The 23,478-nt window shown below is 30.7% G+C and carries 28 protein-coding genes, 2 pseudogenes and 1 riboswitch; of the genes and pseudogenes, 21 read left to right on the forward strand and 9 right to left on the reverse strand.

Annotation, left to right across the window (positions count from 1 at the left end; genetic code table 11):
- Positions 1–259: 259 nt before the first annotated feature.
- From JNO63_RS00605 to JNO63_RS00670, 15 genes and pseudogenes are all read left to right on the forward strand, one after another.
- Positions 260–562 (forward strand): DUF3847 domain-containing protein, encoded by a 303-nt coding sequence (locus JNO63_RS00605; protein WP_203126246.1) that lies wholly within the window; start codon positions 260–262, stop codon positions 560–562.
- 313 nt (positions 563–875) lie between these two features.
- Positions 876–2,491, forward strand: a pseudogene (gene mobQ, locus JNO63_RS00610) (MobQ family relaxase).
- A gap of 73 nt (positions 2,492–2,564) precedes the next feature.
- Positions 2,565–2,738 carry a hypothetical protein gene (locus JNO63_RS00615; protein WP_203126247.1) on the forward strand — a complete coding sequence of 58 codons (174 nt, stop codon included), beginning with the start codon at positions 2,565–2,567 and terminating at the stop codon, positions 2,736–2,738.
- Positions 2,739–2,921: 183 nt separating this feature from the next.
- Positions 2,922–3,431 (forward strand): PcfB family protein, encoded by a 510-nt coding sequence (locus tag JNO63_RS00620; RefSeq protein WP_203126248.1) that lies wholly within the window; start codon positions 2,922–2,924, stop codon positions 3,429–3,431.
- A 122-nt stretch (positions 3,432–3,553) separates the two neighbouring features.
- Positions 3,554–4,268, forward strand: a pseudogene (locus JNO63_RS00625) (phage replisome organizer N-terminal domain-containing protein).
- Between the two features lie 157 nt (positions 4,269–4,425).
- Positions 4,426–4,587 carry a recombinase RecR gene (locus tag JNO63_RS00630; protein ID WP_144398468.1) on the forward strand — a complete coding sequence of 54 codons (162 nt, stop codon included), beginning with the start codon at positions 4,426–4,428 and terminating at the stop codon, positions 4,585–4,587.
- 78 nt (positions 4,588–4,665) lie between these two features.
- On the forward strand, positions 4,666–5,718 hold the full coding sequence (locus tag JNO63_RS08605) for a recombinase family protein (protein WP_238390444.1): 1,053 nt from the start codon (positions 4,666–4,668) through the stop codon (positions 5,716–5,718).
- Between the two features lie 122 nt (positions 5,719–5,840).
- Positions 5,841–6,302 (forward strand): DUF4368 domain-containing protein, encoded by a 462-nt coding sequence (locus JNO63_RS08610; protein WP_238390445.1) that lies wholly within the window; start codon positions 5,841–5,843, stop codon positions 6,300–6,302.
- 33 nt (positions 6,303–6,335) lie between these two features.
- Entirely contained in the window at positions 6,336–7,187 is an 852-nt protein-coding gene (locus JNO63_RS00640; RefSeq protein ID WP_203126249.1) for a MerR family transcriptional regulator, read from the forward strand.
- A gap of 531 nt (positions 7,188–7,718) precedes the next feature.
- Entirely contained in the window at positions 7,719–8,057 is a 339-nt protein-coding gene (locus tag JNO63_RS00645; protein ID WP_203126250.1) for a PadR family transcriptional regulator, read from the forward strand.
- On the forward strand, positions 8,050–8,619 hold the full coding sequence (locus JNO63_RS00650) for a DUF2812 domain-containing protein (protein ID WP_203126251.1): 570 nt from the start codon (positions 8,050–8,052) through the stop codon (positions 8,617–8,619). The genes JNO63_RS00645 and JNO63_RS00650 overlap by 8 nt, the downstream gene beginning before the upstream one ends.
- Positions 8,620–8,961: 342 nt before the next feature.
- Positions 8,962–9,399: a hypothetical protein gene (locus tag JNO63_RS00655; RefSeq protein ID WP_203126252.1), complete on the forward strand. Its 438-nt coding sequence runs from the start codon at positions 8,962–8,964 to the stop codon at positions 9,397–9,399.
- 29 nt (positions 9,400–9,428) lie between these two features.
- On the forward strand, positions 9,429–9,809 hold the full coding sequence (locus tag JNO63_RS00660; protein ID WP_203126254.1) for a hypothetical protein: 381 nt from the start codon (positions 9,429–9,431) through the stop codon (positions 9,807–9,809).
- 242 nt (positions 9,810–10,051) lie between these two features.
- Positions 10,052–11,566, forward strand: a complete 1,515-nt coding sequence (locus JNO63_RS00665; RefSeq protein WP_203126256.1) for an ATP-binding cassette domain-containing protein — start codon at positions 10,052–10,054, stop codon at positions 11,564–11,566.
- Between the two features lie 61 nt (positions 11,567–11,627).
- On the forward strand, positions 11,628–12,410 hold the full coding sequence (locus tag JNO63_RS00670) for a CPBP family intramembrane glutamic endopeptidase (RefSeq protein WP_203126258.1): 783 nt from the start codon (positions 11,628–11,630) through the stop codon (positions 12,408–12,410).
- Between the two features lie 50 nt (positions 12,411–12,460).
- Here the strand turns inward: JNO63_RS00670 and thiH are convergent, their stop codons facing one another.
- Genes thiH through thiS form a run of 4 tightly spaced genes read right to left on the reverse strand, consistent with a single transcriptional unit; the run spans position 12,461 to position 15,196 of the window.
- Positions 12,461–13,621, reverse strand: a complete 1,161-nt coding sequence (thiH, locus tag JNO63_RS00675; protein WP_203126262.1) for a 2-iminoacetate synthase ThiH — start codon at positions 13,619–13,621, stop codon at positions 12,461–12,463.
- A gap of 1 nt (position 13,622) precedes the next feature.
- Entirely contained in the window at positions 13,623–14,393 is a 771-nt protein-coding gene (locus tag JNO63_RS00680) for a thiazole synthase (RefSeq protein WP_203126263.1), read from the reverse strand.
- On the reverse strand, positions 14,383–14,997 hold the full coding sequence (gene thiF, locus JNO63_RS00685) for a sulfur carrier protein ThiS adenylyltransferase ThiF (RefSeq protein ID WP_203126264.1): 615 nt from the start codon (positions 14,995–14,997) through the stop codon (positions 14,383–14,385). Before thiF ends, JNO63_RS00680 begins: the two co-directional genes overlap by 11 nt.
- Position 14,998: 1 nt before the next feature.
- Positions 14,999–15,196, reverse strand: coding sequence for a sulfur carrier protein ThiS (thiS, locus tag JNO63_RS00690; protein WP_203126265.1), 198 nt, complete (start codon positions 15,194–15,196; stop codon positions 14,999–15,001).
- Between the two features lie 161 nt (positions 15,197–15,357).
- A riboswitch (TPP riboswitch) is annotated at positions 15,358–15,454 on the reverse strand.
- Between the two features lie 180 nt (positions 15,455–15,634).
- On the opposite strand from thiS, the gene JNO63_RS00695 reads away from it, so the two are divergent.
- Positions 15,635–16,300, forward strand: coding sequence for a hypothetical protein (locus tag JNO63_RS00695; RefSeq protein WP_203126267.1), 666 nt, complete (start codon positions 15,635–15,637; stop codon positions 16,298–16,300).
- A 300-nt stretch (positions 16,301–16,600) separates the two neighbouring features.
- Here the strand turns inward: JNO63_RS00695 and JNO63_RS00700 are convergent, their stop codons facing one another.
- From JNO63_RS00700 to JNO63_RS00715, 4 genes are all read right to left on the reverse strand, one after another.
- Positions 16,601–18,448: a heavy metal translocating P-type ATPase gene (locus JNO63_RS00700; protein WP_203126269.1), complete on the reverse strand. Its 1,848-nt coding sequence runs from the start codon at positions 18,446–18,448 to the stop codon at positions 16,601–16,603.
- A gap of 3 nt (positions 18,449–18,451) precedes the next feature.
- Positions 18,452–18,676, reverse strand: a complete 225-nt coding sequence (locus JNO63_RS00705) for a cation transporter (protein ID WP_004812500.1) — start codon at positions 18,674–18,676, stop codon at positions 18,452–18,454.
- Positions 18,677–18,685: 9 nt separating this feature from the next.
- On the reverse strand, positions 18,686–18,988 hold the full coding sequence (locus JNO63_RS00710; protein WP_203126271.1) for an ArsR/SmtB family transcription factor: 303 nt from the start codon (positions 18,986–18,988) through the stop codon (positions 18,686–18,688).
- A 102-nt stretch (positions 18,989–19,090) separates the two neighbouring features.
- Positions 19,091–20,092 (reverse strand): ornithine cyclodeaminase family protein, encoded by a 1,002-nt coding sequence (locus JNO63_RS00715; RefSeq protein ID WP_203126273.1) that lies wholly within the window; start codon positions 20,090–20,092, stop codon positions 19,091–19,093.
- Between the two features lie 114 nt (positions 20,093–20,206).
- On the opposite strand from JNO63_RS00715, the gene JNO63_RS00720 reads away from it, so the two are divergent.
- From JNO63_RS00720 to JNO63_RS00740, 5 genes are all read left to right on the forward strand, one after another.
- Positions 20,207–20,911, forward strand: a complete 705-nt coding sequence (locus tag JNO63_RS00720) for an ATP-binding cassette domain-containing protein (RefSeq protein WP_203126275.1) — start codon at positions 20,207–20,209, stop codon at positions 20,909–20,911.
- Between the two features lie 3 nt (positions 20,912–20,914).
- A complete protein-coding gene (locus JNO63_RS00725) occupies positions 20,915–22,045 on the forward strand; it encodes a hypothetical protein (protein WP_203126277.1) in 1,131 nt (376 codons plus the stop codon).
- 10 nt (positions 22,046–22,055) lie between these two features.
- A complete protein-coding gene (locus JNO63_RS00730; RefSeq protein ID WP_203126279.1) occupies positions 22,056–22,229 on the forward strand; it encodes a hypothetical protein in 174 nt (57 codons plus the stop codon).
- Positions 22,230–22,306: 77 nt separating this feature from the next.
- Positions 22,307–22,477, forward strand: coding sequence for a hypothetical protein (locus JNO63_RS00735; RefSeq protein ID WP_203126281.1), 171 nt, complete (start codon positions 22,307–22,309; stop codon positions 22,475–22,477).
- Between the two features lie 66 nt (positions 22,478–22,543).
- Positions 22,544–22,705 carry a hypothetical protein gene (locus JNO63_RS00740; RefSeq protein WP_203126284.1) on the forward strand — a complete coding sequence of 54 codons (162 nt, stop codon included), beginning with the start codon at positions 22,544–22,546 and terminating at the stop codon, positions 22,703–22,705.
- 41 nt (positions 22,706–22,746) lie between these two features.
- On the opposite strand, the gene JNO63_RS00745 is transcribed toward JNO63_RS00740, so the two are convergent.
- Entirely contained in the window at positions 22,747–23,379 is a 633-nt protein-coding gene (locus tag JNO63_RS00745; RefSeq protein WP_203126286.1) for a PepSY domain-containing protein, read from the reverse strand.
- Between the last annotated feature and the right edge of the window lie 99 nt (positions 23,380–23,478).

Below are 23,478 nucleotides of genomic sequence, written 5' to 3' on the forward strand. Positions count from 1 at the left end.
AAATCCAATTGGAGTAATAATAGGAGTTATACTATTTATAGTTTATGATGTTTTATTTATGACTTTAATAGATAAATTCAAAAAAAGAAAACGCAAATAAGGCGAATTATTTGTATAAAAGTGCTTGAATTATTTACCTTTTATATGGCATTGTACAAGAAGACTGGAAAATAAATTATCAGCATATAAAAAACAGTAAATCAAATCGGTTTACTGTTTTTATATTGCTCAAATTTTAAAAGAAAGAGGAATACGACCAATGAAAAATATAGAAGAAAAAATCTTAATTGCAGAAGAAGAAATCAAGCAGTTACAAAATCAAAAAAGACAGTTGAAGAAAAAACTTAATGAACAAGAAAGAAAAGTAAGAAACAAAAGGCTCATAGAAAAAGGGGCAGTGTTTGAAAGTATTTTTGAAGAAAGTATTGATTTAACAAAAGATGAATTTTATAAACTAATGAAATCACTAAATGATGAAGAAATAAGATTAAACATAATGGAATTTTTAGAAGAAAGAATAGATGAAGATGTAGAAAAATCATCTAAAGATGAAATAACATAATTGTCCCTTGGGTACAAGGGCGTAATTATACACCCTAAAGGGTGCTTGCGTGCCTTTAGAGCCAAACCCTTGCAGGGAGCAATAACCATTCGCTTTTTAAAAGTCAAGGGTAAATAAACTCGCTAACGCTCTCCCTTGACTTTTAAAATTTGAAATGAAAGTAACAATTAAGCCGACATACTGAAACAACAAAAATTAATTCAGTAGTCGACTTTTTCTATTCTATCATTTCAAAACGCTCATTCACAAAGTGGATATAGAAAACTTCTAAGCCTCCACCTAAAACAACAAAAAAAGAAAGGAAGTGATAAAAATGGCAGACAGTTTTCATTTTTCAGTAAACATACTATCAAGAGGAAAAGGCAAAAGTGCAGTAGCAAGTGCAGCATATATAAGTGGAGAAAAAATAAAAAATGAATGGAACGGAGTAACTCATGACTATACAAGAAAAGAAAAAGTATTAGTAAAAAATATAATATTACCTGATCATATACCAAAAGAATTTAATGATAGGTCGACATTATGGAATAAGGTAGAAATGGCAGAAAAAAATTCTAATGCACAACTAGCAAGACAATTCATAATAGGACTACCAAAAGAATTATCTTTAAGTGAAAATAAAAACCTAGTCGAAAGATTTATAAAAGAAAATCTAACATCACAAGGAATGATAGTAGATTATGCAATTCATGATGAGAGTCAAGATAAAAATGGAAATATCCATTGTCATATAATGACCATAATGCGACCCACAAACGAAAAAGGAGAGTTCTTAGCAAAGTCAAAAAAAGAATATATCCTAGATGAAAAAGGAGAAAAAGTATTAAACAAAAATGGAAAACCTAAAACAAGAAAAGTAGAACTAACAACCTGGAACGACAAAGGCAATGTAGAAAAATGGAGAGAAAAATTTTCAGACCTCTGCAATGAATATCTGGAAAAAAAATAATGTAGAAAAAGAGTAGACCATAGGAGTTTTAAAAGACAAAATTCAGATTATCTACCGACAATCCATTTAGGATCAGCAGCAAGTGCAATGGAACGAAAGGGAATAGAAACTGACAAGGGAAACTATAATAGAGAAATAAGAAAATATAATGACTTGGTAAAAACAATAAAAGAAGAGATAAAAACATTAAAGGGTTGGATAGGGAATTTATTAGATAACTTATCTACTGCTTATGAAAAATTTAAGGAGATAGAAAGAGATAAGATAATAGACAACCCTAAACTTTTCAATCTAACAAATTATCTATTAACTTATTCAGAAATTCAAAAAGAAAAAAGTAAATATCTAAAAGGATATGCAAAAACTAATAAAGAAAAATATGACTTCAAAAAGCTAACAAGGGCATATAGTTATTTAAGAAAAAATAATATAGAAACCATTGGTCAGTTGCAAACAAAAATAGAAAGTTTAAAGTCCAATAGTTACAAACTAAATAAAAAAGCAAAGACAATCCATAAAGAAATGGAAGATGTAGAAAAGAAAATTCTATACTATGAAATCTACAAAGCCAAAAAAGAAGTTTATGAAGAATATCAAAAGAAAAATATATTCAGAAAAGAAGCATTTTATAATAAGCATAAGAAAGATATAGACCAATATAAGGTAGTAAGCGAGAAATTAAAAAAACTCCTAAAAAATGGAATGAAGAAAAAATTCTTTTAATGGGAAAGCTTGAAGAAATAAATAAAGAAAAAGACAAGATAAAAGATGAATACCAGGAAATTAATCATATAAAATATTCAGTAGATTTTGTAAACAAAGAATTAGGTATAGATTTATCCATAGAAATAGATAAGTTAATAAAACAAGGTGAAAAATCAAGTGTAATAGCACAGATTAAAAAATTCCAAGACCAAGTTAATAAAGATAATGAATACAGAGAAATGATGAAAAACAAGAAAATGGATCAAGAAAGATAAGACTTGGTAAAAATATCTTATCTAAGCTTATAATATGACCAAGAAAATAAAACCGTTCTAGGAGGTAATAGAGATGAATAAAAGGCAAGAGCTAATAGATGAACTCATAAAAGCAGATCAAGATGGAACATACAAAACATATAAAAGCACAGAAGAAATAAAAGCAATGAACAACGAAGAAATACAAGTTATATATTCCAACATGAAAAACTATCTATCAGACAAAAGAACACACATAAACTACTAAAGGTGGAAAGGTATTGTAAGCTATTTAAAAGTATAAAAGGGACAAAGACCTAAGAAAGCTATAAAAACATCAAAATAAAGCATTCCACCACCAAGAACAATAAAATAAAAACAATCAAAGGGAAGTATAGAAAAATTAAAGCCTATACTTCCCTTTTTTTAATTCAAACAAAGGAGATAAAGCATGATAAACGAAGAAATAAGTAAAGAAGCAGGTCAAGTAGCAAAAACCATAATAACATACACAATAAAGGCAGCAAAAGAATCAATCAATCTTGAAAAAGAAATAAGAAAAAAGATGAATGGTACTTTAGAAAAAGCAAATGGAAACCTCAAAAGTCTTATGGGCGATGAAATAAAAATAAAAGACCTCTACAAAAAAGGACAACTAGAAAATATAAGCATAGATCAAAGTAATCTCAAAGACTTAAAAAAAGAACTAAACAAACTTGGAGTAAGTTTTTCAGTAATGAAAAACAAAGAAACTCAAAACTATGAAGTATTTTTCCAAGCCAAAGACATAAAAGTAATGGAATATGCCTTTAAGCAAGTCATAGCCAAAGAAAATAAAAAAGAAAGTATCCTAAAACAAATAAAGAAATACAAAGACCTATCCAAGAACAAGGATAAGACAAAAGAAAAAATCAAAAGAAAAGTAAAACCAAGCAAAAAAGATATGACCAGAGAAATCTAAGGGAGTAACGAAGAGTTACACCCTTAGATACAAAAAACAAGACTTCCAAAAAGCAGAAGTCCAGAATTCCGAAAATCGGAAATCAAGAATTTCGATTATCGAAAATCAAGAAAGGAGCAGATATGGCAACAAACAAAAAATATTATTGGATAAAACTAAAAGAAGAATTTTTCACAGACAAAAGGATAAAAAGATTAAGGAGAATATCGGGAGGAGATACCTACACGATAATCTACCTCAAACTTTTACTCCTAAGCCTAAAAGATGAGGGCAAACTCTATTATGACGGAGTAGAAAGTGATTTTATAAAAGAGTTAGGACTAACCATAGATGAAACAGATGATGATGTAATGGTTACAGTTAATTATTTAATAAATCAAGGCTTACTAGAAGTTGTAACAGAAAATGATGAATACTACTTAACTGAAATACCAAACTTAATAGGATCAGAAACAGCTTCCACAAGGCGTTCAAGAAAGTCTAGAGAATTAAAAATGTTGCAATGCAACACATAAGCAACAAAAGTGCAACGGAGAGATAGAGAAAGATATAGAGATAGATAAAGAGAGAGAGATAGATAAAAAGTCCACCCCCATCTTTTATGGACAATACAAAAATGTAAAGCTAAGCAATGAAGAATACAAAAATCTTAAAGAAAAATTAAACTCACACACAGAAATAATGATAAATAAACTATCAAGATACATGAAAAGCAGTGGTAAGACATACAAAAACCACTATGTAACAATCCTTAATTGGTATGAACAGGATAAAGACAAACTAAGACAGAAAGGTTTAAATAAAAAAATGAACTATGATGTAGGAGAATCTTTATAGATAAAAAGAGGTGGAAAGGCATTATTAAAGACTTTAAGTCTAAAAAGGTATAAAAGTATGCCAGAGATAATAAAAATATAAATATGACACTTAAAAGGCGATTAGAAAATTAAAAATCTAATCGCCTTTTTTTATTGCAACAAAAGGGAGGAATTATATGGAATTAAAAAAGAAAAAACGAAGTGGAAAAATCAACTATGAAATAAAGCGAGTATATGTAGGGAAAAAGCCGATTGAAGAAGTATTTGAGGATATTATCGAGCATGTAGTCGAAAGAAACTTAGAAAAAGACAAAGAAAACAAACAAACGCAAGCGTAAGTATTGATTGATTAAACGGGAGTATTTTAGTATAATTAAATTATTGAGATAGTTCTGTTTAGGGAAAGGAGATTGAAATTGGGCAGGACTAAAAAATATGTAGCAGGACTTTATTGTAGACTATCAAAAGATGATGGAAACTCAGTTGAGAGTATGAGTATATGGTCACAAAAAGTTATGCTAAAACAATATGCAGAAAATAACGGTATCGCTATTTATGATTATTATGTAGATGATGGTTATTCGGGAACAAACTTTGAAAGACCATCATTTAAAAAGATGATTACTGATATTGAAAACGGAAAAATAAATTGTGTTATAACAAAAGACTTATCAAGGTTGGGAAGAAACTATCTTCAAAGTGGAGCATATATCGAAATGTACTTTCCGCAAAAAAACATACGATATATTGCAATAACAGATGGTATAGACACATTAAATAGCAATCAAAATGATATTATGCCATTTAAAAACATTCTAAATGAAATGTACGCAAAGGATACTTCCAAAAAAGTTAAAAGTGCAATTCAAAGTAGAATGAGAGAGGGAACATATATAGGCTCTAAAGCTCCATTTGGTTATCTAAAAGACCCTAATAATAAGCACAGATTAATCATAGATGAGAAAACTAAACCTATAATAGAACTCATTTATAAACTGTGTTTAGAGGGTAAGGGTACTCAACTTATTAGCCAGGAGTTGATGAGGAGAAAAATTCCAAGACCAAGTGCTTTTGTTGAAAATGCTGAAAAACTCTATGGACTAACTGAAGAAAATAAATATCAATGGTCACATAGAATGGTCTTAAATGTTTTGCGAGATCCAGTTTATTGTGGAAATATGGCAAGAAATAAAAGACCTACTTTATCATTCAAGAACTCAAAAAGATTATATATTCCTAAAAGCGACTATATTTATGCTAGAAATACCCACGAGGGAATAGTCAGCGAGGAAATATGGGAACAAGTTCAAACAATGGTTGATAAGAGGAAGTGTAACAATAAAAAGGGACTTTATTATGACAACATTTTTCAAGGACTTGTAAGATGTCCTAAATGTGGTTATGCATTGACACCAAAAACTGATTATAGGCTTAAACTGATTATAGGCTTAAAAAGAAAGAACTCATAGACTTTGTTCACTTTTTTTGCTCCACATATAAAAAATATGGAGTAAGTGCTTGTTCATCACACAGAATTGAAGCTAGGGATTTATATAATATTGTTCTTGAAGATATACAATATCATGGAAGTATGGCACTATCTGCTAAAGAAGACTTTGTAGAAAAGATAATAGAAAAGATTGAAGTAGAAAAAATTGATGAGGGAAAAGAACTATCTAACAAGCTGGAGCTTAAAAAGAACCAATTAGCAGAATTAGACAGAAGCTATGAACAGTTATATGAAGATAGGTTAGAGGGAAATATAACCGAAAGAAACTTCAATCTAATGAATGTGAGCATATCTAAAAAACAAGACAAGTTAATCGAGGAAATTAAGGTTTTAGAGGGCGATATAGAAGAATCTTTTGAAACTGAAGATAACTACAAAAAATTCATGAATAATATTAGCAAGTACGCTAAGATAAAATCGCTAAACAGATATATTCTAAATCAAGTTATAGATAAAATATATGTCTATGACAAGGAAGAAATAGACGGTCAAATAAGCCAAAAGGTTGAAATTCACTACAAGTTTATAGGTAAATTAAATTGACCACTTCGGACTACTCACCAGAGGTAGATAACCATGTTAAGAAGTGAAATTCAAAAAGAAACGGGATTAACTAGGAAGGCAATAGAGTATTATGAGGATAAAGGATTGATCCATCCTCAGAAATCTGAGAATGGTTATAGAGACTATAGTACCAGGGATTTAGAAATTTTGAAAAAGGTATCTATATTTAGAAAATTGGGAATGAATATCTCAGATATTGGTGAGTGTATATTGTCAGGTGGTGATAAGCTGTCTTCTGTTTTAAGGAAAAAGCAACATCAATTGGAGGTTGATGAAAAAAGAAAAGTAATACTAGAAATGATTGTTAAAGGTGAAAACAATGAAGTAATCAATGAGAAAGTTTCATTGCTTGAGATGGAAGAAACGATCTATGAAAAACTAGAAATTGCTTTTCCAGCATATTTTGGACAAATGTTATTTGCTGCTTATCAACCATTTTTGAATGAGCCATTAGAAAATGATGGTAAGGATTCGTTTTACAAATATATAGATTATCTCGATAGACTCCCTGCGTTTGAATTAACCGAAGAAGAGAAGAATTATATTGAGAAGATTAGCTCATCCTTGGATATGAAAACCTTAAAGGAAGTAAATTTGACTAAACTCGATGCTATTGAAAATACAGAAAAGTGGATGAAAGATCATGAATATGTAATTTATCAATATGAAAGTTATAAGAATAGTGAAGAGTATCAAAATAGCATGATGAAACAGATCCAGGAAAAGTTGCAAAACTTTATCAGGAAAAATCAATATTATGAAACAGCAATTCCACTTATTAGAAAATTTAGCAAGAGCTATGATGAGTACTATAAGAAGTTGCTAAAGGCAAATGAACAGTATCTAAATAATAAAAATCAATAATCATAGGTAAGCACTTACTTGTACTTGGTAGGTGCTTTTTCTATGCCCAAATGTAAAGAGTTTCAGAGTTAAAAAAATAGTTTAATTTTATCAAAGACGGTTAGAAAATAGACATAGATTGAGGCTTTGGGACAGGGACGGGATTGAAAATTTGAAAATGTATTATATTTAGACGGGTTAACGAAATTAGAAAAAATAGAACTTAGTGTTTTGAACGATTTGAGATGTATAGTATATTTAGAAAAGAAGTAGCAAAAAACTAAAAAATCTTGTAAATTCGACGGTTATAGAAGATTAAAACTGTAATTGTGATTAAATTGGGTACATTTGTAAAAAAAGAATAAATGGAATAATAATTCTAAGTGATTTAATATATAAAATTAACCGTAATCAACGTACTTGTCATTGGAGGGAGATAGAAAAGAGTACATGTTGGTTACGGTTTTTTTTAGTATATATTATGCGAAACATACTATTTGATGCGTAGTATGTTTCGTGATATACTTTAGATAATCAAATACGGAGGTGTTAATGGTGGGAGATGATTTAGAGAAATACATTCCTTTAACCGAAACAATGTTTCTAGTTTTATTAACAATGCTAGAAGAAAATTATGGTTATAAAGTTTCACAAGAAGTTGAAGAAATAACAAATGGAAGGATTATTTTGGGTCCGGGAACACTATATGGAGCAATAAATAATCTTAATAAAAAAGGATGGATTAAATTAGTCGATAAAGATGATAGTGGAAAAAAAGTTTATATAGCTACAGATATTGGAAGAGAATTAGTTTCGTTAGAAATCAATAGAATGAGAATTTTAGCTTTGGAGGGTGAAAAGAAACTTAAAAAGGAGGAAGGGCATGAATAAAATAAAAATTTTTCTAAATCCTATAGAAGGCAGGGAAAAATATATCAATAGTATTGCAAGTCAGGGATATCGTCTTGTAAAAAGTGGGTCCATTTTACATGAATTTGAAAAAACTAATTCAGACTATAAATATGCTGTTCAGTATATTGGTTATATGACTAACAAAGAAAGAAAAGAATATAGTGAATTTTTAAATAATATGAATTTTAAAGTTTTTTCAGCTCCATTAAATATTGGGAAAATCTCTTTCGGCAATGTAAAACTAAGACCTTATAACAACCCTAAGAGTATGATCGCAACATCTCCAGGCATGATAAATAATGAGATTTTAATAATAGAGTCGAGTGAAGGCAAAGAAATTCCTATTTTTACGGATAGTTCAAGCAAAGATGAGTATTTAAAACGAAGAAAATTACCTTATTACTACCTTCTAGTAGTTTCTATTTTACTTATAGGACTTGGTATAGTTAATATTTTAGATAACAAATCTATTATTCTTGGATCAATTTTGCTTATAATTGCTATTACAGGCATATGCAGATTTAATTATATATGTGAATAGTAAGTACATTCTTTTAATAAGGATATATAGTTAAAATTTTTGTGTTTTATATAAAAGGTTATCTAATAAAAACAAAAATAGAGTTAAAAAATGGATATTAAAGATATTATATAGATAAATGATGATCTAAAAATAAATGAAGGGTTATATAATTCCTTGGATTAAGGAAGAAGACTGGTAAGTAAAGTTCTTCAGTTGGATGGATAAAGAATAATTTTTAGATGCTAGCAATCACTATTTGTTTGTAAAAATAATCTTTAAATTATAGAAAGTGCCTAGTATACTATAAATATAATAAAAAAAATCAAAAAAATTAAGTATTGCAAAACTAAGGAGCTAAAATTGCCAAAAATCATTGTATTACTAATGTTTATGATTCCAACAATCTATAATTTCATGATACACAGAAACAATATAATAAATATAAAAAAGAAACCAATTTTTGGATTTGTAATAGCTGTATTTGCTGTTTTTGCAAGCATGTTGTGTTATAGGTTAGATAATACAATTTTAGGATATGCTATAGCAGTAACAAGTGTACTTTTAATTTGTACCATATCTTTTTATCCAGGTATTAGAAAAGATGGGTTTAATGTTTTTATGGGAGGAACCCCCTTTTTAAAGCATATAAGTTTTAAAGATTTAAATGATCTTTCCTTAAAAAAGGATAATAATAATCTGGACTTAATAATAAAAGCATACGGTAGTACATATATTCAAACCTATGATATTGAAAATAAAGATATGATTTTAGCAAATCTTAAACGTAAAAAAATTTGAAAAAGAGGTCATAATTTGGGAGTAGGCTTATGAAAAGGCAATTTAAAATCATTTTATTATTGTCATTTGTACTATTTTTATCATCATGTGGTAATCAAGCTAAAGATGATCTAAGTATTGGTGTAAATGCTGTAATTACTGAAACCGATGAAAAACAAGAAATATTAACTGTTAAGGATAATCCGGAGGATGGGATTTTTGGTAATCATTCTGTAATAGATGCTAAAGATACACCTGTTATTTATTGTAACTACAAAACTGGAAAAGTGAGTGAGATAGACTTTTCTGACTTAAAAGTTGGAGATGCAATTATTGTAAATATTAGAAACTCTGAGCTAGAAAAATTAAGTGATGATAATTCAGATGAAAATTTAAAGGTAGAACAAATCCAATTATCAACTCAGATATAAATAAGCATTCTAGAAAAATTATGGTATACTATAACTGAATAAAAAATACGGAGGTAAATGTACATTGATTTTATAAGCAATATGGAAATTTTGATACTATTTTTTAGCCTATTTAGGCTAGTTTAGTATGCCATATTGTGAATAAGATCTTTGCGTTTATCTTAGGAGAGGTCTATTCACTTTTGTGAATAGGCCTTTTTATATTTTATTTTTAATATGGCATGCTTCCTTTAGGAGGATATATGCTTAATATAAAAGATTTAACTATTAATTTAAGAGATGATGATAGAATTATTTTAAAAGATTTTGACTTTGTTTTAAATGATGGAGACAAGGTGGGGCTAATAGGTGAGGAAGGCAATGGGAAGTCTTTGCTTTTAAAGGCTATTGTAAATAGAAAAGAGATTGAAAGTTACTGTGATATAAGTGGCGATATTTTTAAAAATAATGATATAATCGCTTACTTACCCCAGTCTTTGGATGAGAAATATTATAACTATACTACTAATGAGTATTTTTATGAAAGAGTTGATTTAAATTTACTAGACTATAATCACTTGTATAAGTATATAAGTGAGTTTGACTTACCGGAGGATATCTTATCAGATAACATAAAAATGAAAAATCTATCTGGTGGAGAAAAAATAAAGTTTATGCTTCTTATAGAAATACTAAAAAATCCAACTATATTCCTCTTTGATGAACCTAGTAATGACCTTGATTATGATTCCTTAATATGGCTTGAAAATTTTATGAAAGAATTGGATATTCCGCTAATATTTGTATCTCATGATAGAAAATTACTTTCAAATGTGGCTAATAGGATAATACATCTGGAACAGGTAAAAAGAAGAACTGAAGCAAAACACACTATTTCTAATAATTCTTATGATGATTATGTCAAAAAAAGAGAAAATTTTATAGAGACAGAGACAAATAAAGCTAATAAAGATAGGGAAGAGTTTGATAAGAAATTAGGAAGGTACAAAAAAGTCCATGATTCTGTTGAGCATAGCCTAAGATCTACTAAAAATGATGTGGAAGGTAGGTTGCTTAAAGAAAAAATGCATACAGTAAAATCTATAGGCAGACGACTAGAAAAAGAAGAAGCAAATCTTACAGAAAAACCTGATTATGAAGAAGCTATTGATATATTTTTTGATGAAGATATCAAAGTGGCTAATGGTAAGCAAATATTAGATTTTAAACTCGATGAGTTAAAAGCTGGCGATAAAATATTAGCTAAAAATATAGATCTTAAAGTAATTGGCCCTGAGAAAATATGTATAGTAGGTAAAAATGGTGTAGGCAAAAGTACTTTATTAAAAAAGATAAAAAATGAATGCCAAGAATTAAATCTAAAAATAGGCTACATGCCCCAATCTTATTTCGAATTTGAAAAGACTGACACAAATGCTATAGAATATCTATCCAATTCTTTTACAAAAGATGAACAAACAAAAGCTTCAAATCTTTTAGGAAGCTTAAATTTTAAAAGAGAGGAAATGTTTAGAAATATAGCTGATTTATCAGGAGGACAAAAGGTAAAACTATTTTTTGCAAAGATGAATCTGGATATGGCAGAAGTTTTAATATTAGATGAACCAACCCGAAACCTATCCCCACTATCTAAACCTGAGATAATAAAAGCTCTTAAAAATTATAAGGGAGTAATAATAGCAGTTTCTCACGATAGGGAATTTATAGACCAAGTTTTTGATAAGATTTATAATTTAACTTGCCAGGGATTGAAATAAATACTAAAAATATTAATATATTGGTATTTTACATCAATTAAATTAAAAGTATAATCATGATATGAAAAAATCTACCAAAACCATTTTAAAAACATTAATATTTTTCATATCATGGCTAGTTTTAGCTGTATTAATTCCAATACCTAATGATATTTCAGATAATTGGTGGAGATTTTTAGCAGAACTAATTCCATTTTTAGCTATAGTATTTCTAACATACATATTTAGTAAATTTGAGAAAAATCGATTATTTATATTACATTTTGAAAATCCAATTAAACAAACTTTAGTAGGAATATTGCTAGGATTAATATGGTTTTTTATACCATTCTTATTGCTTAACAGTCTAGGATATTTGGAAATAACTGACAAAAATTATATAAATATGTTAAGCATTTGGATAGTTTCTGCATTTATAAACACTATTATGCAAGAACTTTTGGTTCGCGGATATATTTATCAACTATTAAAAAAAGAATATAATATTATGATTGCGACAATTGTTAGCACTTTATTATTTACTTTTATGCACGGAGGAGCATTTGAAGCAGGTCCTATGGCAGTTGTAAATGTTCTTACTATGTCTTTACTAATGACTATTATTTTAGAATATACTAATTCTTTATTAATGCCTACAATCATGCATTTTATATGGAATGTTATGGGCGGGATAATATTTGGCACAGTATCCTTAGCAGAGGATTATCCTCATTTATATAATATTAAGATTACTGGTAATTCCATCATATCTGGTGGTATCTTTAAAATGGAAGGTAGTATATTTGTTTTTCTAACAAATATAATCTTGATTTTAATATTTTATAGGATGTATAAGAAAAAATAAATAAGTTGTAAGAACAAGAATTCCCACATCAAAAGGATGTGGGAAATTTTTTATACATTTATATAATCAGTAAACACAGCGGTCATACCTATGCTATTTAGATCATCTACCACATCTTTTGTTGTTCTGATATCATCTATTTCAAATTGACTGCCACCGCTGTGTTGGTTGTTTTTTGATCTGTGGCCGATTGATGTATCTACTGAGGCGGAGACTTTTGTTGCTGCGTATTTTACAGCTAGATTTCTAAAGTCTCTTGATTCTCTAGTGGATAGGGTGATGGATGCGTATGGTAAAAATATCCTGATTGCTAGCATGATTTGGAAAAATTCCCTATCTTCTACTAGGTTTTTAAAGATTAAGCTTTCATCTGCACCGTGGGTTGGTCTTATTCTAGGAAGGGATATGGATATTTCTGCTTGAGGATATTTTTTTTGAACTAGGCTTGCATGGATTCCTAGTTTAAAAGCTTCTTCTATTGGATCTCCTAGTCCAAATAAGGTTCCGAAACCTACTCCTCGCATGCCTCCCATCATTGCTCTTTCTTGAGTATCTATTCTATAATTAAATGATCTTTTATGTCCTGCTGGGTGGTAAAAATCGTATGTTTCTTTATTGTATGATTCTTGAAAAACTGTTACAAAGTCTGCTCCAGCCTTTCTTAATTTTTTATAATCTTTCACATTTGCAGGATAAATTTCTACTCCTATTACCTTAAAATATTTTTTTGCTATTTCACAGGATTTTGCTATATAATCGATTGAGGAAAATTTTTCGCTTTCTCCGGTAAGAATTAGTACATCTTCTATACCTGTTGCAGCAAGGGCTGCCATTTCTGCTTCTATTTCATCAAGGGTTAATTTGGCTCTTTTAATATCACTCTGCGCCCTAAAACCACAATATTTACAAGAATTTTCGCAGTAGTTTGCTATATAGATTGGGGAGAATAGAGTAACATTGTTACCAAAATATCTCATTCTTTGTTGATGGGCCTTTTCTCCCATGGCTTCTAAAAATATACCATCTTTGTCATTTAAAATATTGTAAAAATCTTGGTAGGATAGGTTATCTTTGTCTAAAGATGACTTTATGTCATCATTTGTAACTTTAAAATTTTTAACTTCTTCATAGATAGCATCTACTTTTTCTTTTATATCTGAATCGATTATATCCATGCCTGGAAAATATTCTTCTACATTTTTTATATTCATATTAATCAAAAAAATCCCTTAATGGACTTGATGGATCTGCTCCAGAGTCTAGTACACGTCCTGGTTTTGAAAGATATGCAAGTCTGCCACCTTGTATGCCTAATTTAAAGGCTTCTGCCATCTTAGTTATATCTCCAGCACTTGCTATACCAGTATTTGCCATAATTGCAGCAGCTCCCATTTCCATTGCTTCTGCTGCTTGTGATGGAGTACCTATTCCAGCATCAACAATAATTGGTAGATCGATTTCATCTATAATTATTTTTATAAAGTCTTTTGTAGCAAGTCCCTTATTTGATCCTATAGGACTAGCAAGTGGCATTATTGATGCTGCACCGGCATCTCTTAAATCTCTGGCGTAGTTTAAATCTGGATACATATATGGTAATACTACAAATCCTTCTTTTGCTAAAATTTCAGTAGCTTTTAATGTTTCTTCATTATCTGGCAGTAAATATTTACTATCTCTCATGATTTCAATTTTTACAAAATCACCACAACCCATTTCGCGGGCAAGTCTTGCAATTCTGATAGCTTCGTCTGCATTACGCGCTCCTGATGTATTTGGAATGATTGTAACATCTTTTGGTATGTAATTTAATATATTTGCCACTTCTTTTGTGTTTGCTCTTCTTAATGCTACTGTTATCATTTGAGATTCTGCACTTTTTATAGCAGCATCGATTAGTTCTGGGGAATATTTCCCGCTTCCTAGTATAAATCTTGATGTAAATTTCTTACCACCAAGCTCTAAGTAGTCTTTATTTTCCATTATAATCTCCTGTTAGAATTTTTATAGCTGTTAAGGCCTCAAGATTTGCTATGATTCCTACATAGGCAAGGTATAATCCTTGATCTGGATTTGAAGTAAAATCACCTATCAAAGTAACATTATCTATTTGCTTTATTCTTATATCGCTAAGCTCACCTAGACCCGATAATCCTGTACCTGTGATAAGATATTTATCTTTTCTGCCTACAAAGTAGTCAAATAGCATGGTTTTTGATTCCTTATTATCAAAGGCTTCTATAAATATATCTGTATTATCAACTATAGTGTTCATATTTTCATTTGTTAGATAGATATTTTGGTTGTGGCACTTTACATAGGGAAGAGTGGACTTAATTTTCTTTTTAGTTAAAAGAGCCTTATCTCCTCCTAGCTCATCAATGGTAAAATTTTGACGATTTAGATTAGAATATTCTATAGTATCAAAATCATAAAGGTAAAGCTCGCCCACACCAGCGCGGGCTAGGGTCATAGCAATATTTGACCCTAAACCACCACATCCTAGAACAGAAACCTTAGCATTTTTTAGCTTTTCGTTTACTTTTGGATCTTGTCTTTTTAAAACTTTTTCTCTAATATCATCCATTTTAACCTCCTCCAACAAATGAAAAAACCTCGACTTTTGCTTTATCTTGTAAAAAGTAATCTTTGAAGTTTTCTCTTTTTACTAATTTTTCATCAACTTCTACAGCTGCAAAGTCTGGGTTAAAGTTAGCACGCTCTAGCAAATCATATAGACTTTCATTTTCTAAAAAATCAAAATTTTTAGAGTTTACTTTTATCATTTTTTCACCTCCTCATCAAAAAAAAGCGCGAAGGAAATACCATACCCGTGGTGGTATGCCCCTTCGCGCTTAGTGCACTCTCAACTTAAAAAATATTTAATTGTCTAAGAGACTTAAAATTTTATAAAATAAAAAGACTCTACTGAGAGAGTCTTAAAACTTAGCTTTATAGTTAGCTTTCTTTCGTCGGTATTAGCCGCATCAAGTTTTAAGGGTTGACCAAAGTCTCTCAGCTATGAAGCACCCCTAGCTTCACCTACATTATAGGACATAGTTATAAAAATTGCAAGGATATATTATATTTTTATGAAAGAAATATTATAAAATCAATATTTTAAATGTAGTATAATACACTTTAAGATATATAAAGGAGATTTATATGCGATTTTGGCATGAAGATTTAAAGAAAAATTTAATACAAAAGGAAATTAAAAATTGATGGGAAGATTAAACATTTATAGAAATAAAATAATTTTATTGCTTATATCCATATTTTTATTAACTAGCTGTGAAGGAGAAAAGAAAGAAACTCCAGATATAGTAAATTTAGAAGAGAAAGAAGGCAAAGGACCGAGTTTAGAAGAGTTACAAAAATTCCTTTTTGAAAAACTAAATGGCCAGCAGCTTGTAAGAAATTATGGTGAAGATACTGGTTGGACAAATTTGGAATTTACTGAGGAAGGTAACTTTACAGGATCATATTTTGGGAAAATAAAAAATGATGGATTTGATGCTGGTCTTACTGATTATGCTTGGATTTGGCATAGAGGTGAGGAAATCCATACTTCTGATTTTAAAGGAAAATTTAAAATTCTTGAGCAAGTAAATGATAATGTTTATAAGATGAAACTTGATAATTTTGAAATAACTTCAGAATATGGGCGTTATGATGATATTTATTTTAATGTAGATTTTGCTTTGGGGATAAAGCCAGATGCTGATTATTATCTGTATATCCCAGGCACACCTGCATCTTTATTGCCTAATGAAGATAGTAGATTAGATAATAATTATAAAAAAGAAGATGCAAAAGAAGATAAGACTCAAGGATTTATAATTTGGAATAAGTATGAGGATGAGGTCTTTAATCAGTTGTCTTTGTAGGACTTTAAATAGTTTTCTTAATTTAAATTTTATCCTAATATTTTTGTAATTCTTAATATTATTAAAAGTCGAGTATTTATTAATTTCTAAAATAGAATTCGCGAAGCGAACTTCTACTAATCATTGCCCCACGCAGTGGCGGTGGGGGTTTAAAGGGTATAGGGGGACCGGGGGAAAGGGAGTAAGGGGTCTGTCCTCTAAAAGCCGGACGGGCTAATTACCCCTTATCCCTATCCCCCGAATCGAAGTAAAAAATTAGAATAAACAAATTATTTTATTATATAATTATATAAAATATTTTTAAACTTTTTTCTTCAATATCCTCATTGCCCATAGGACTGCTATTATTGTAACTCCAACATCTCCAAATATTGCTGCCCACATATTTGCATATCCTAGTAGTCCTGCTATTAGGATTCCTATTTTGACAGCCATTATGAAAATCACGTTTTGCCTTACTGTTCTATTGGTAAGGTCTGAGATTTTCATTAGCTTGCTCATCTCTCTAAACTCTCCGTTAACTACGAGTATATCGGATGATTCTATAGCAAGGTCAGATGCTGTTTCTCCCATTGATATACCAACATCTGCATTGGTAAGGACTGGGGCGTCGTTGATACCATCTCCTACAAAGACTGTAGGAAGTCCTTTATCTTGGTAGCCTTTCATAATTTCTAGCTTCTGGTCTGGCATGACTTCTGCGTAGTAGTCATCTAGGCCAAGTTCTTTGGCTGTTTCTTCAACTGCATTTTTGCCATCGCCTGATACTACAGCTATATTTTCAAAATGCTTGTGAAGATCTTCTATAGTTTCGAATGATTGGTCTTTGATTTCATCTTCGATTATTACTTTTGCAGCAAGCTTGTCATCTATAGATACATAGATTGCCCTGTCATTTTCTTCTCCATCATAGCCAATAAATCTAGCAGAACCTATCTTGATTAGGTCGCCATCCTTGCTATTAGCTCTTACACCAAGGCCCTTTTCATTGGTCACTTCTTCAAACAAATCATGTTTTTCATCACGGTCTAGACTTTCTACTATCCCTTTTGCGATAGGATGGGTACTCATTAGCTCGATATTGTATATATAATCGAGGATTTTTTCCCTATCATGGTCAGTAAAATATTCTATATCTTTTACTTTGAAATTCCCTGTAGTGAGGGTTCCGGTTTTGTCGGATAATAGGACTTTGGCATTGTTTAGTCCTTCAAAATACTGGCTTCCTTTTATAAGGATGCCATTTTCACTAGCTAGGCCAAGGCCTGACATAAAGCTTAGTGGGACCGATAGTACTAGGGCACATGGGCATGATATTACTAAAAATGTAGCTGCCAAGAATATAGAGTCATACCAATCTCCTCCAAAAAATAGGGGAGGGATGATAGCTACTATAAGCGCAATAGCTACAACAATTGGGGTATAGATTCTGGCAAATTTTGTTACCATTTTTTCACTTTGAGATTTACTTTCTGCGGAGTCTTCTATAATCTCCATAATCTTTGCTGCAACAGAATCATCAAATTCTTTCTTAGCTTCCATCTTGATAATACCCTCAGTAAGAAGGGATGAAGATATAATCTCAGACCCTACTTCGGCTTCTACTGGCATGGATTCTCCAGTGACAGAGGATGTATCAAGGAGGCCGTGACCTTCTATAACGACACCATCCACACCAATTTTCTCACCATCACGAACCAGGAGGATATCTCCTACTTCTACATCATCTAGGTCGATTTCTGTAGTAGAACCATCTGGGTTTACCTTATTGGCCACATCAGGCACTAAGTCTAGGAGTCCTTCTATGTTTTGGCGGGACTTATGGCTTGCTATATTTTCAAATAAATCACCAAAATTATAAAAAAGTATTACAGCTATAGCTTCTATCTGTTGTCCCAAGAGAAAGGCTGATATGGATGCTATAGTCAAAAGTAAGTTCTCATCCATGGCCTGGCCACGGATGATTCCCTTAAACCCTTTTATCAAAACATTCCATGCGGATAGCAAGTAGGCTAATAAAAACCCACCCACAATCCATATACTTTCACCTATATTATTCCTTAATACTGCTAATATAGCAGTAAAAATACCTATAGCTATAAGTTTACTCAGCTCCTTTTTGTGAGCATCTGTCATAGACTCAAACATGTCCTACCTCACTAAGACAGTCCCTGGCTCAAGTTTATCAGCAAGTCTATTAGCCTCATCAAAGATAGCATCTTCATCAGCACCATCAGCTAATTCCATCTTTAGCTTCAAAGTTAGGAATGATAGGTTAGCATCATTCACTCCATCAATTTTCTTAACAGCCTCTTCAATCTTTGCTGCACAATTTGGACATAGGTCATCACTTTCTACTTTGTATTTTACTTTCATTATATTCTCCTATTCTTTAATATGTTCTAATCCTGTTTTAAAAATTGTCTTTATATGATCATCGGCAAGTGAATAATATATAGACTTGCCATTTCTTTCTGATTTTACTAAGTTACTATCCTTTAGATACTTAAGCTGGTGGCTAATAGCTGATTGGCTCATATCAAGAGCATCAGCAATGACCCCTACACTTATAGGACCATTAAATAGCTTGTGGAGTATCCTAAGTCTAGTAGAGTCTGCAAAAACCTTAAATAGGTCTGAGAGCTCCATTATATCCTCAAGTCTCGCACTTTTTATCGATTCATCCATGTTACCTCCTTACTAAATTTGAACATGTGTTCATATGAGCATTATATCATATATACATATAAAGTCAACTTAAAAAAGCCTAGCTAATCTAGGCTATATTTCTCACATTTCAATAATTTGTCCAATATTTTTATCTTCTGCTTCTTCTAAGATTTTTTGTCCAACAACTAGGTCTAAAACTGCTGATCCAGTTGTTTCAAAAAATGTGATTTCCTCAGCACTTTCACGACCGGCTATTTCACCTAATAGTTTTTCACCAAGTTCTCCTGTAATATCCTTATCTGCATCAAAAATACCTTTTTTGATTGGCTTTATAAAATCCCCAGATTCACTAACTGCACCATCAAAGGTATCTACATATATTTTATCGGAATTTGTAATTATATATTCTGGTATTTCGCTCATTTCTGGAGTATAGGAACCAACACCATTTATATGGCAGCCTTTCTTTACCTTTTGGCCATCAAAAACAGGGTCCTTGGCAGTGGTTACAGATGTAATAATATCTGCATTATCTATTGCCTGATCAGCAGAGCCTACAGCCATGATTTCAAAATCAAAACTAGCTTCAAATTTTTCTTTCATACGCTTTGCGAAATCTTCTGCACGATCTTTTGAAATATCAAAAACCCTTACTTCTTTAATATCACGGACATTCAAAACTGCTTCAAGTTGAGTTTCTGCTTGGCCACCTGTTCCAAAAAGAGCAAATATTTTGCTATCAGGATTTGATAGCTCATCTGTAGCTGCTCCTGAAATGGCACCAGTACGTAAACGAGTAAGGTAGGTTCCATCCATTAATGAATTTACTTGACCAGTTTCACTGTCTAAAGTAACCATGGTAGCAGGCACAGATGTGAGATTTTTAGCAATATTATCTGGATAAACAGAAACAATTTTCACACCCAAGGCACTTTGGCTTGGCACATAGCCATACATATATAAAGATTGGCCGTTATGCTCAGCTACATCTAAATTTGCACGAAGAGGAATATCTGCTCCACCACTTGAATAAGCTTTTAAAGCATCCTTTGTAGCTTCAATAGCAGCCTTCATATCCATTACTTTTTTTATATCAGTTTCATTTAAAACACGAATTTGCATAAAAACTCCTTTCATATAATTTGTGTTATTTTGCCTTAATTATATAAAAATATTTTGTCAAAAACAATTTATTTTGAAAAATTAGGGTAAAAAAAGAACATAAGGAGGCTTGATATGGCTAATAAATTATTGGAAGTGGATAACTTAGAATCTTGGTATGAAACTGATAAAAATATTTTGAATGGCTGTAGTTTTGATATAGAAGAAAATGAAATAGTTGCCCTTGTTGGTAGCAATGGATCAGGAAAAACCACCTTGATAAAAACTATTACTGACATCCATCCCAAATTTGATGCTAGCAGGATAAATTTTAATGGGAAAAACATTGATTTTTCTAATGAGGATTTTAAACTCAATCGTATTGCTGTGTTTTCTGAAGATAATAGTTTTAAATACTGGACCTTTCCAGAATACAATGAATTTTTGCATAAGGTTTATAATAGGGAAATTGATCAAGAATATCAAAATTATATGATAGAAAACTTTAATTTTACCCAGTACATAAACAAACCTGTAAAAGAACTTTCTATGGGTAATAAAAAGAAATTTTTTATAATCGCTGCATTGGGCTTAAAATTACCCTTGCTAATACTAGATGAGCCAGTAGATGGATTGGATTTTGAAGGATCTGTATTTCTTTATAAAATTATGCAAGATTACAAAAAATACGGGTCGATTTTTATGGCAAGTCATATTTTAGAATCAATTACTGAATCCTGCGATACATATGTTTTGCTAGACCATGGCAAATTGTCAGAAAAAAATAAGGTCGACAGCAGCCTAACATCTGAAAAGATATTGCAAAGCTTTAAGGGGTAGGCCATGACAAAAGTTTTTTTAAAGGATATGCTAGATAGAAGAACAATCTTAAAATATTTTGTAGGTCTGGTTTTAATATATGTAGGAATGGATTTTTTAATTGACAAGGACCCAAATCTACTAAGTATCAATTTTGATTTAAAACTTGTACTATTTGTATCATTTGCCCTATTTACAACTATATTTTATTTTGCAAAAACTTATACATCAACTGAAAACACACTTATGTATTACCAGTTGCCAGTAAGGCGCAAAGATGTAAATTTATCATTTATCCTAAGTTTGCTTATCGATTCCATAATAAGAAAATTTTTGCCTCTTGCAGTCATAGCTTATGTTTTAAAGGCACCAGCTGAATTTTATCCCTTAATTTTTCTTATAATTCCAATAATATGCTTGCTGGGCTCTTTACCTACTAGCACTAATGTTGGGAAAGATAAAAAAATAATGGTATTCTTGCTTTTAATTCTTTCAGTTGCTGTAATAATGTTTTTATTTTACAAGACTGATTTAAATATAGGAATAAAGACCTTGTTTTCAATCCTAACTATTTTTATATTAATAATAATTTTAAGCAACTTTTACCTAAATCAAGCTATATTTTCTCAAGAAGAAATGGGATCAATTAGCAAATACAAAGTGTCTAATTACTTTTTAAAATTTATCCTAGCAGAAAATGTATATTTGATTAACACCGTGGGTATTATTTTAATGATAATATTTGTTTCTTTAATGATGCCGGGTGCAATTAAAATCCCACTTGCCCTAGCAATCGCAACGGTAAATACCCCCTTGCTTACAATTTTTTCTACGGATATTGGCATTGCTACATATAAAAAAATGCTGCCAAAATCAAACAAATCCTTGGATAAGGATTATATAAAAGTCTTATTCATATACTTTGCTTTTGTACATTTAATAATTTTATTAGCAAATCAAGGTCAGATGCCAGCAAAACTTGTTATAAGCCTGATAGCTTTTACAATTATTGATACACTTGTAGCATATTTTATGGAAAATAAATATCCTATTGTAGGCAAGAAAACCACAATGGCGGTTTGGAAGTCTCCAAGAAAGTACATATTGGGTGCAGTTGTTTTTATCTTGGCTTTTGTAGTCTTTGTAATGATTTAAGGAGTAAATAATGAATAGAAAAGTTTTAAGAATCATCATAGGATTAATATGGATTGTTGTTGCAATTCTTTCTTACACAAGAAATGAGATACCTTTTACAATTATCAGTGCAATTGTAGGTATTGTATTTTTAGTATTTGCCTTTAAGACGGATGAAACTAACAACACTCGTAATAATTATTAGCTTAAAAAATCTCCCCCTGGGGGGATTTTTTTATTTCGGGTATAATTTTATTAAATAAAATTAAGAAAGGAATTATTATGGAAACAGGAAAAATTGCAAAAATTATAGGAATCATTGCTATGCTATTTTCAGTATATATGTTTTTTGACAGCAGAGGAGGCAAGGGCTTTTTCGTACTATTAATCGGTGTAGCTATTTACGCATTTGGTAAAAAATCAGAAAAAGACACAAACTACGTGCCTAGATAATTTTAAAAAATGAAATCTCCCGTAATTGGGAGGTTTTTTGTACATATTTTAATTGGGGAAATTGTTATGAGAAAAAATAAAATAGAAAGTATAATTGGCCTGGCTTTACTAATTTTATCCGTCTTTATGTTCTTTAATAAAAGAGGTGGCTTAGGATTTTTTGTATTTCTTATAGGGCTTGGACTTTATATTTATAGTAGACGTGGCACTGATTATAAATCAATGTAATAAATAAAAAAGGACCTTTAAAGGTCCTTAAATTTTTATAATTATTTGTGAATGATGTCTCCAGTTTCAGCATCTAGTTCAACATCATCTCCATCTTCAACATCTATTTCATATACTAATTTTCCATCATCATTGTGGTCAATTTCGTATGATTTTACGTATCCTTTGTTGTTTTCTAAGGCTTTTTCCATTGCTTCTTTTGGAGAGATGATTTTTTCAAAATCGATTGCTACATCATCGTCTGAATCATCATTATCATCGTCATTTTCTTCTTCTTGGGCTAATACTTCGCCGCTTTCAGCATCAAATTTTGCTTCAAATTCTTTATTTTCTTTGAATCCTTGGATGTCATAAGCATATTTTCCATCTTCTTCGTCAAGTTCTACTGATGAAATTTCAATGCCTTCTTCTGTAAAAGTTTCTTTAAATTTTGCTACAGCATCATCAAGGCTTATTGCAAATTCTTTTTCCTCAATACCTGTTTTTAGGTCATCGATTTTTTCTTCTACATTTTCTTTTGTTTTATCAACCTCTTCTGTTACTGCTGCTTCTGTGTTGTTTGCAGCATCTTTTGCGTCTTCTTTAGCTTGTTGAGCATTCTCTCCACCACAAGCTGTTAGTACAGTTGCTAGTGCGATAGCTGATGCTCCTAATTTTAAGTTTTTAAATTTCATAATACCCTCCTTAATGAAATTGTTTTATTAATATACCCGTTTAATTTATTTAAACAACATCTTTAAAATACGAGCTATATTTATAATTAAATTTTAATA

The sequence above is a fragment of the Anaerococcus sp. mt242 genome, assembly GCF_016798225.1.
Classification (GTDB): Bacteria; Bacillota; Clostridia; order Tissierellales; family Peptoniphilaceae; genus Anaerococcus.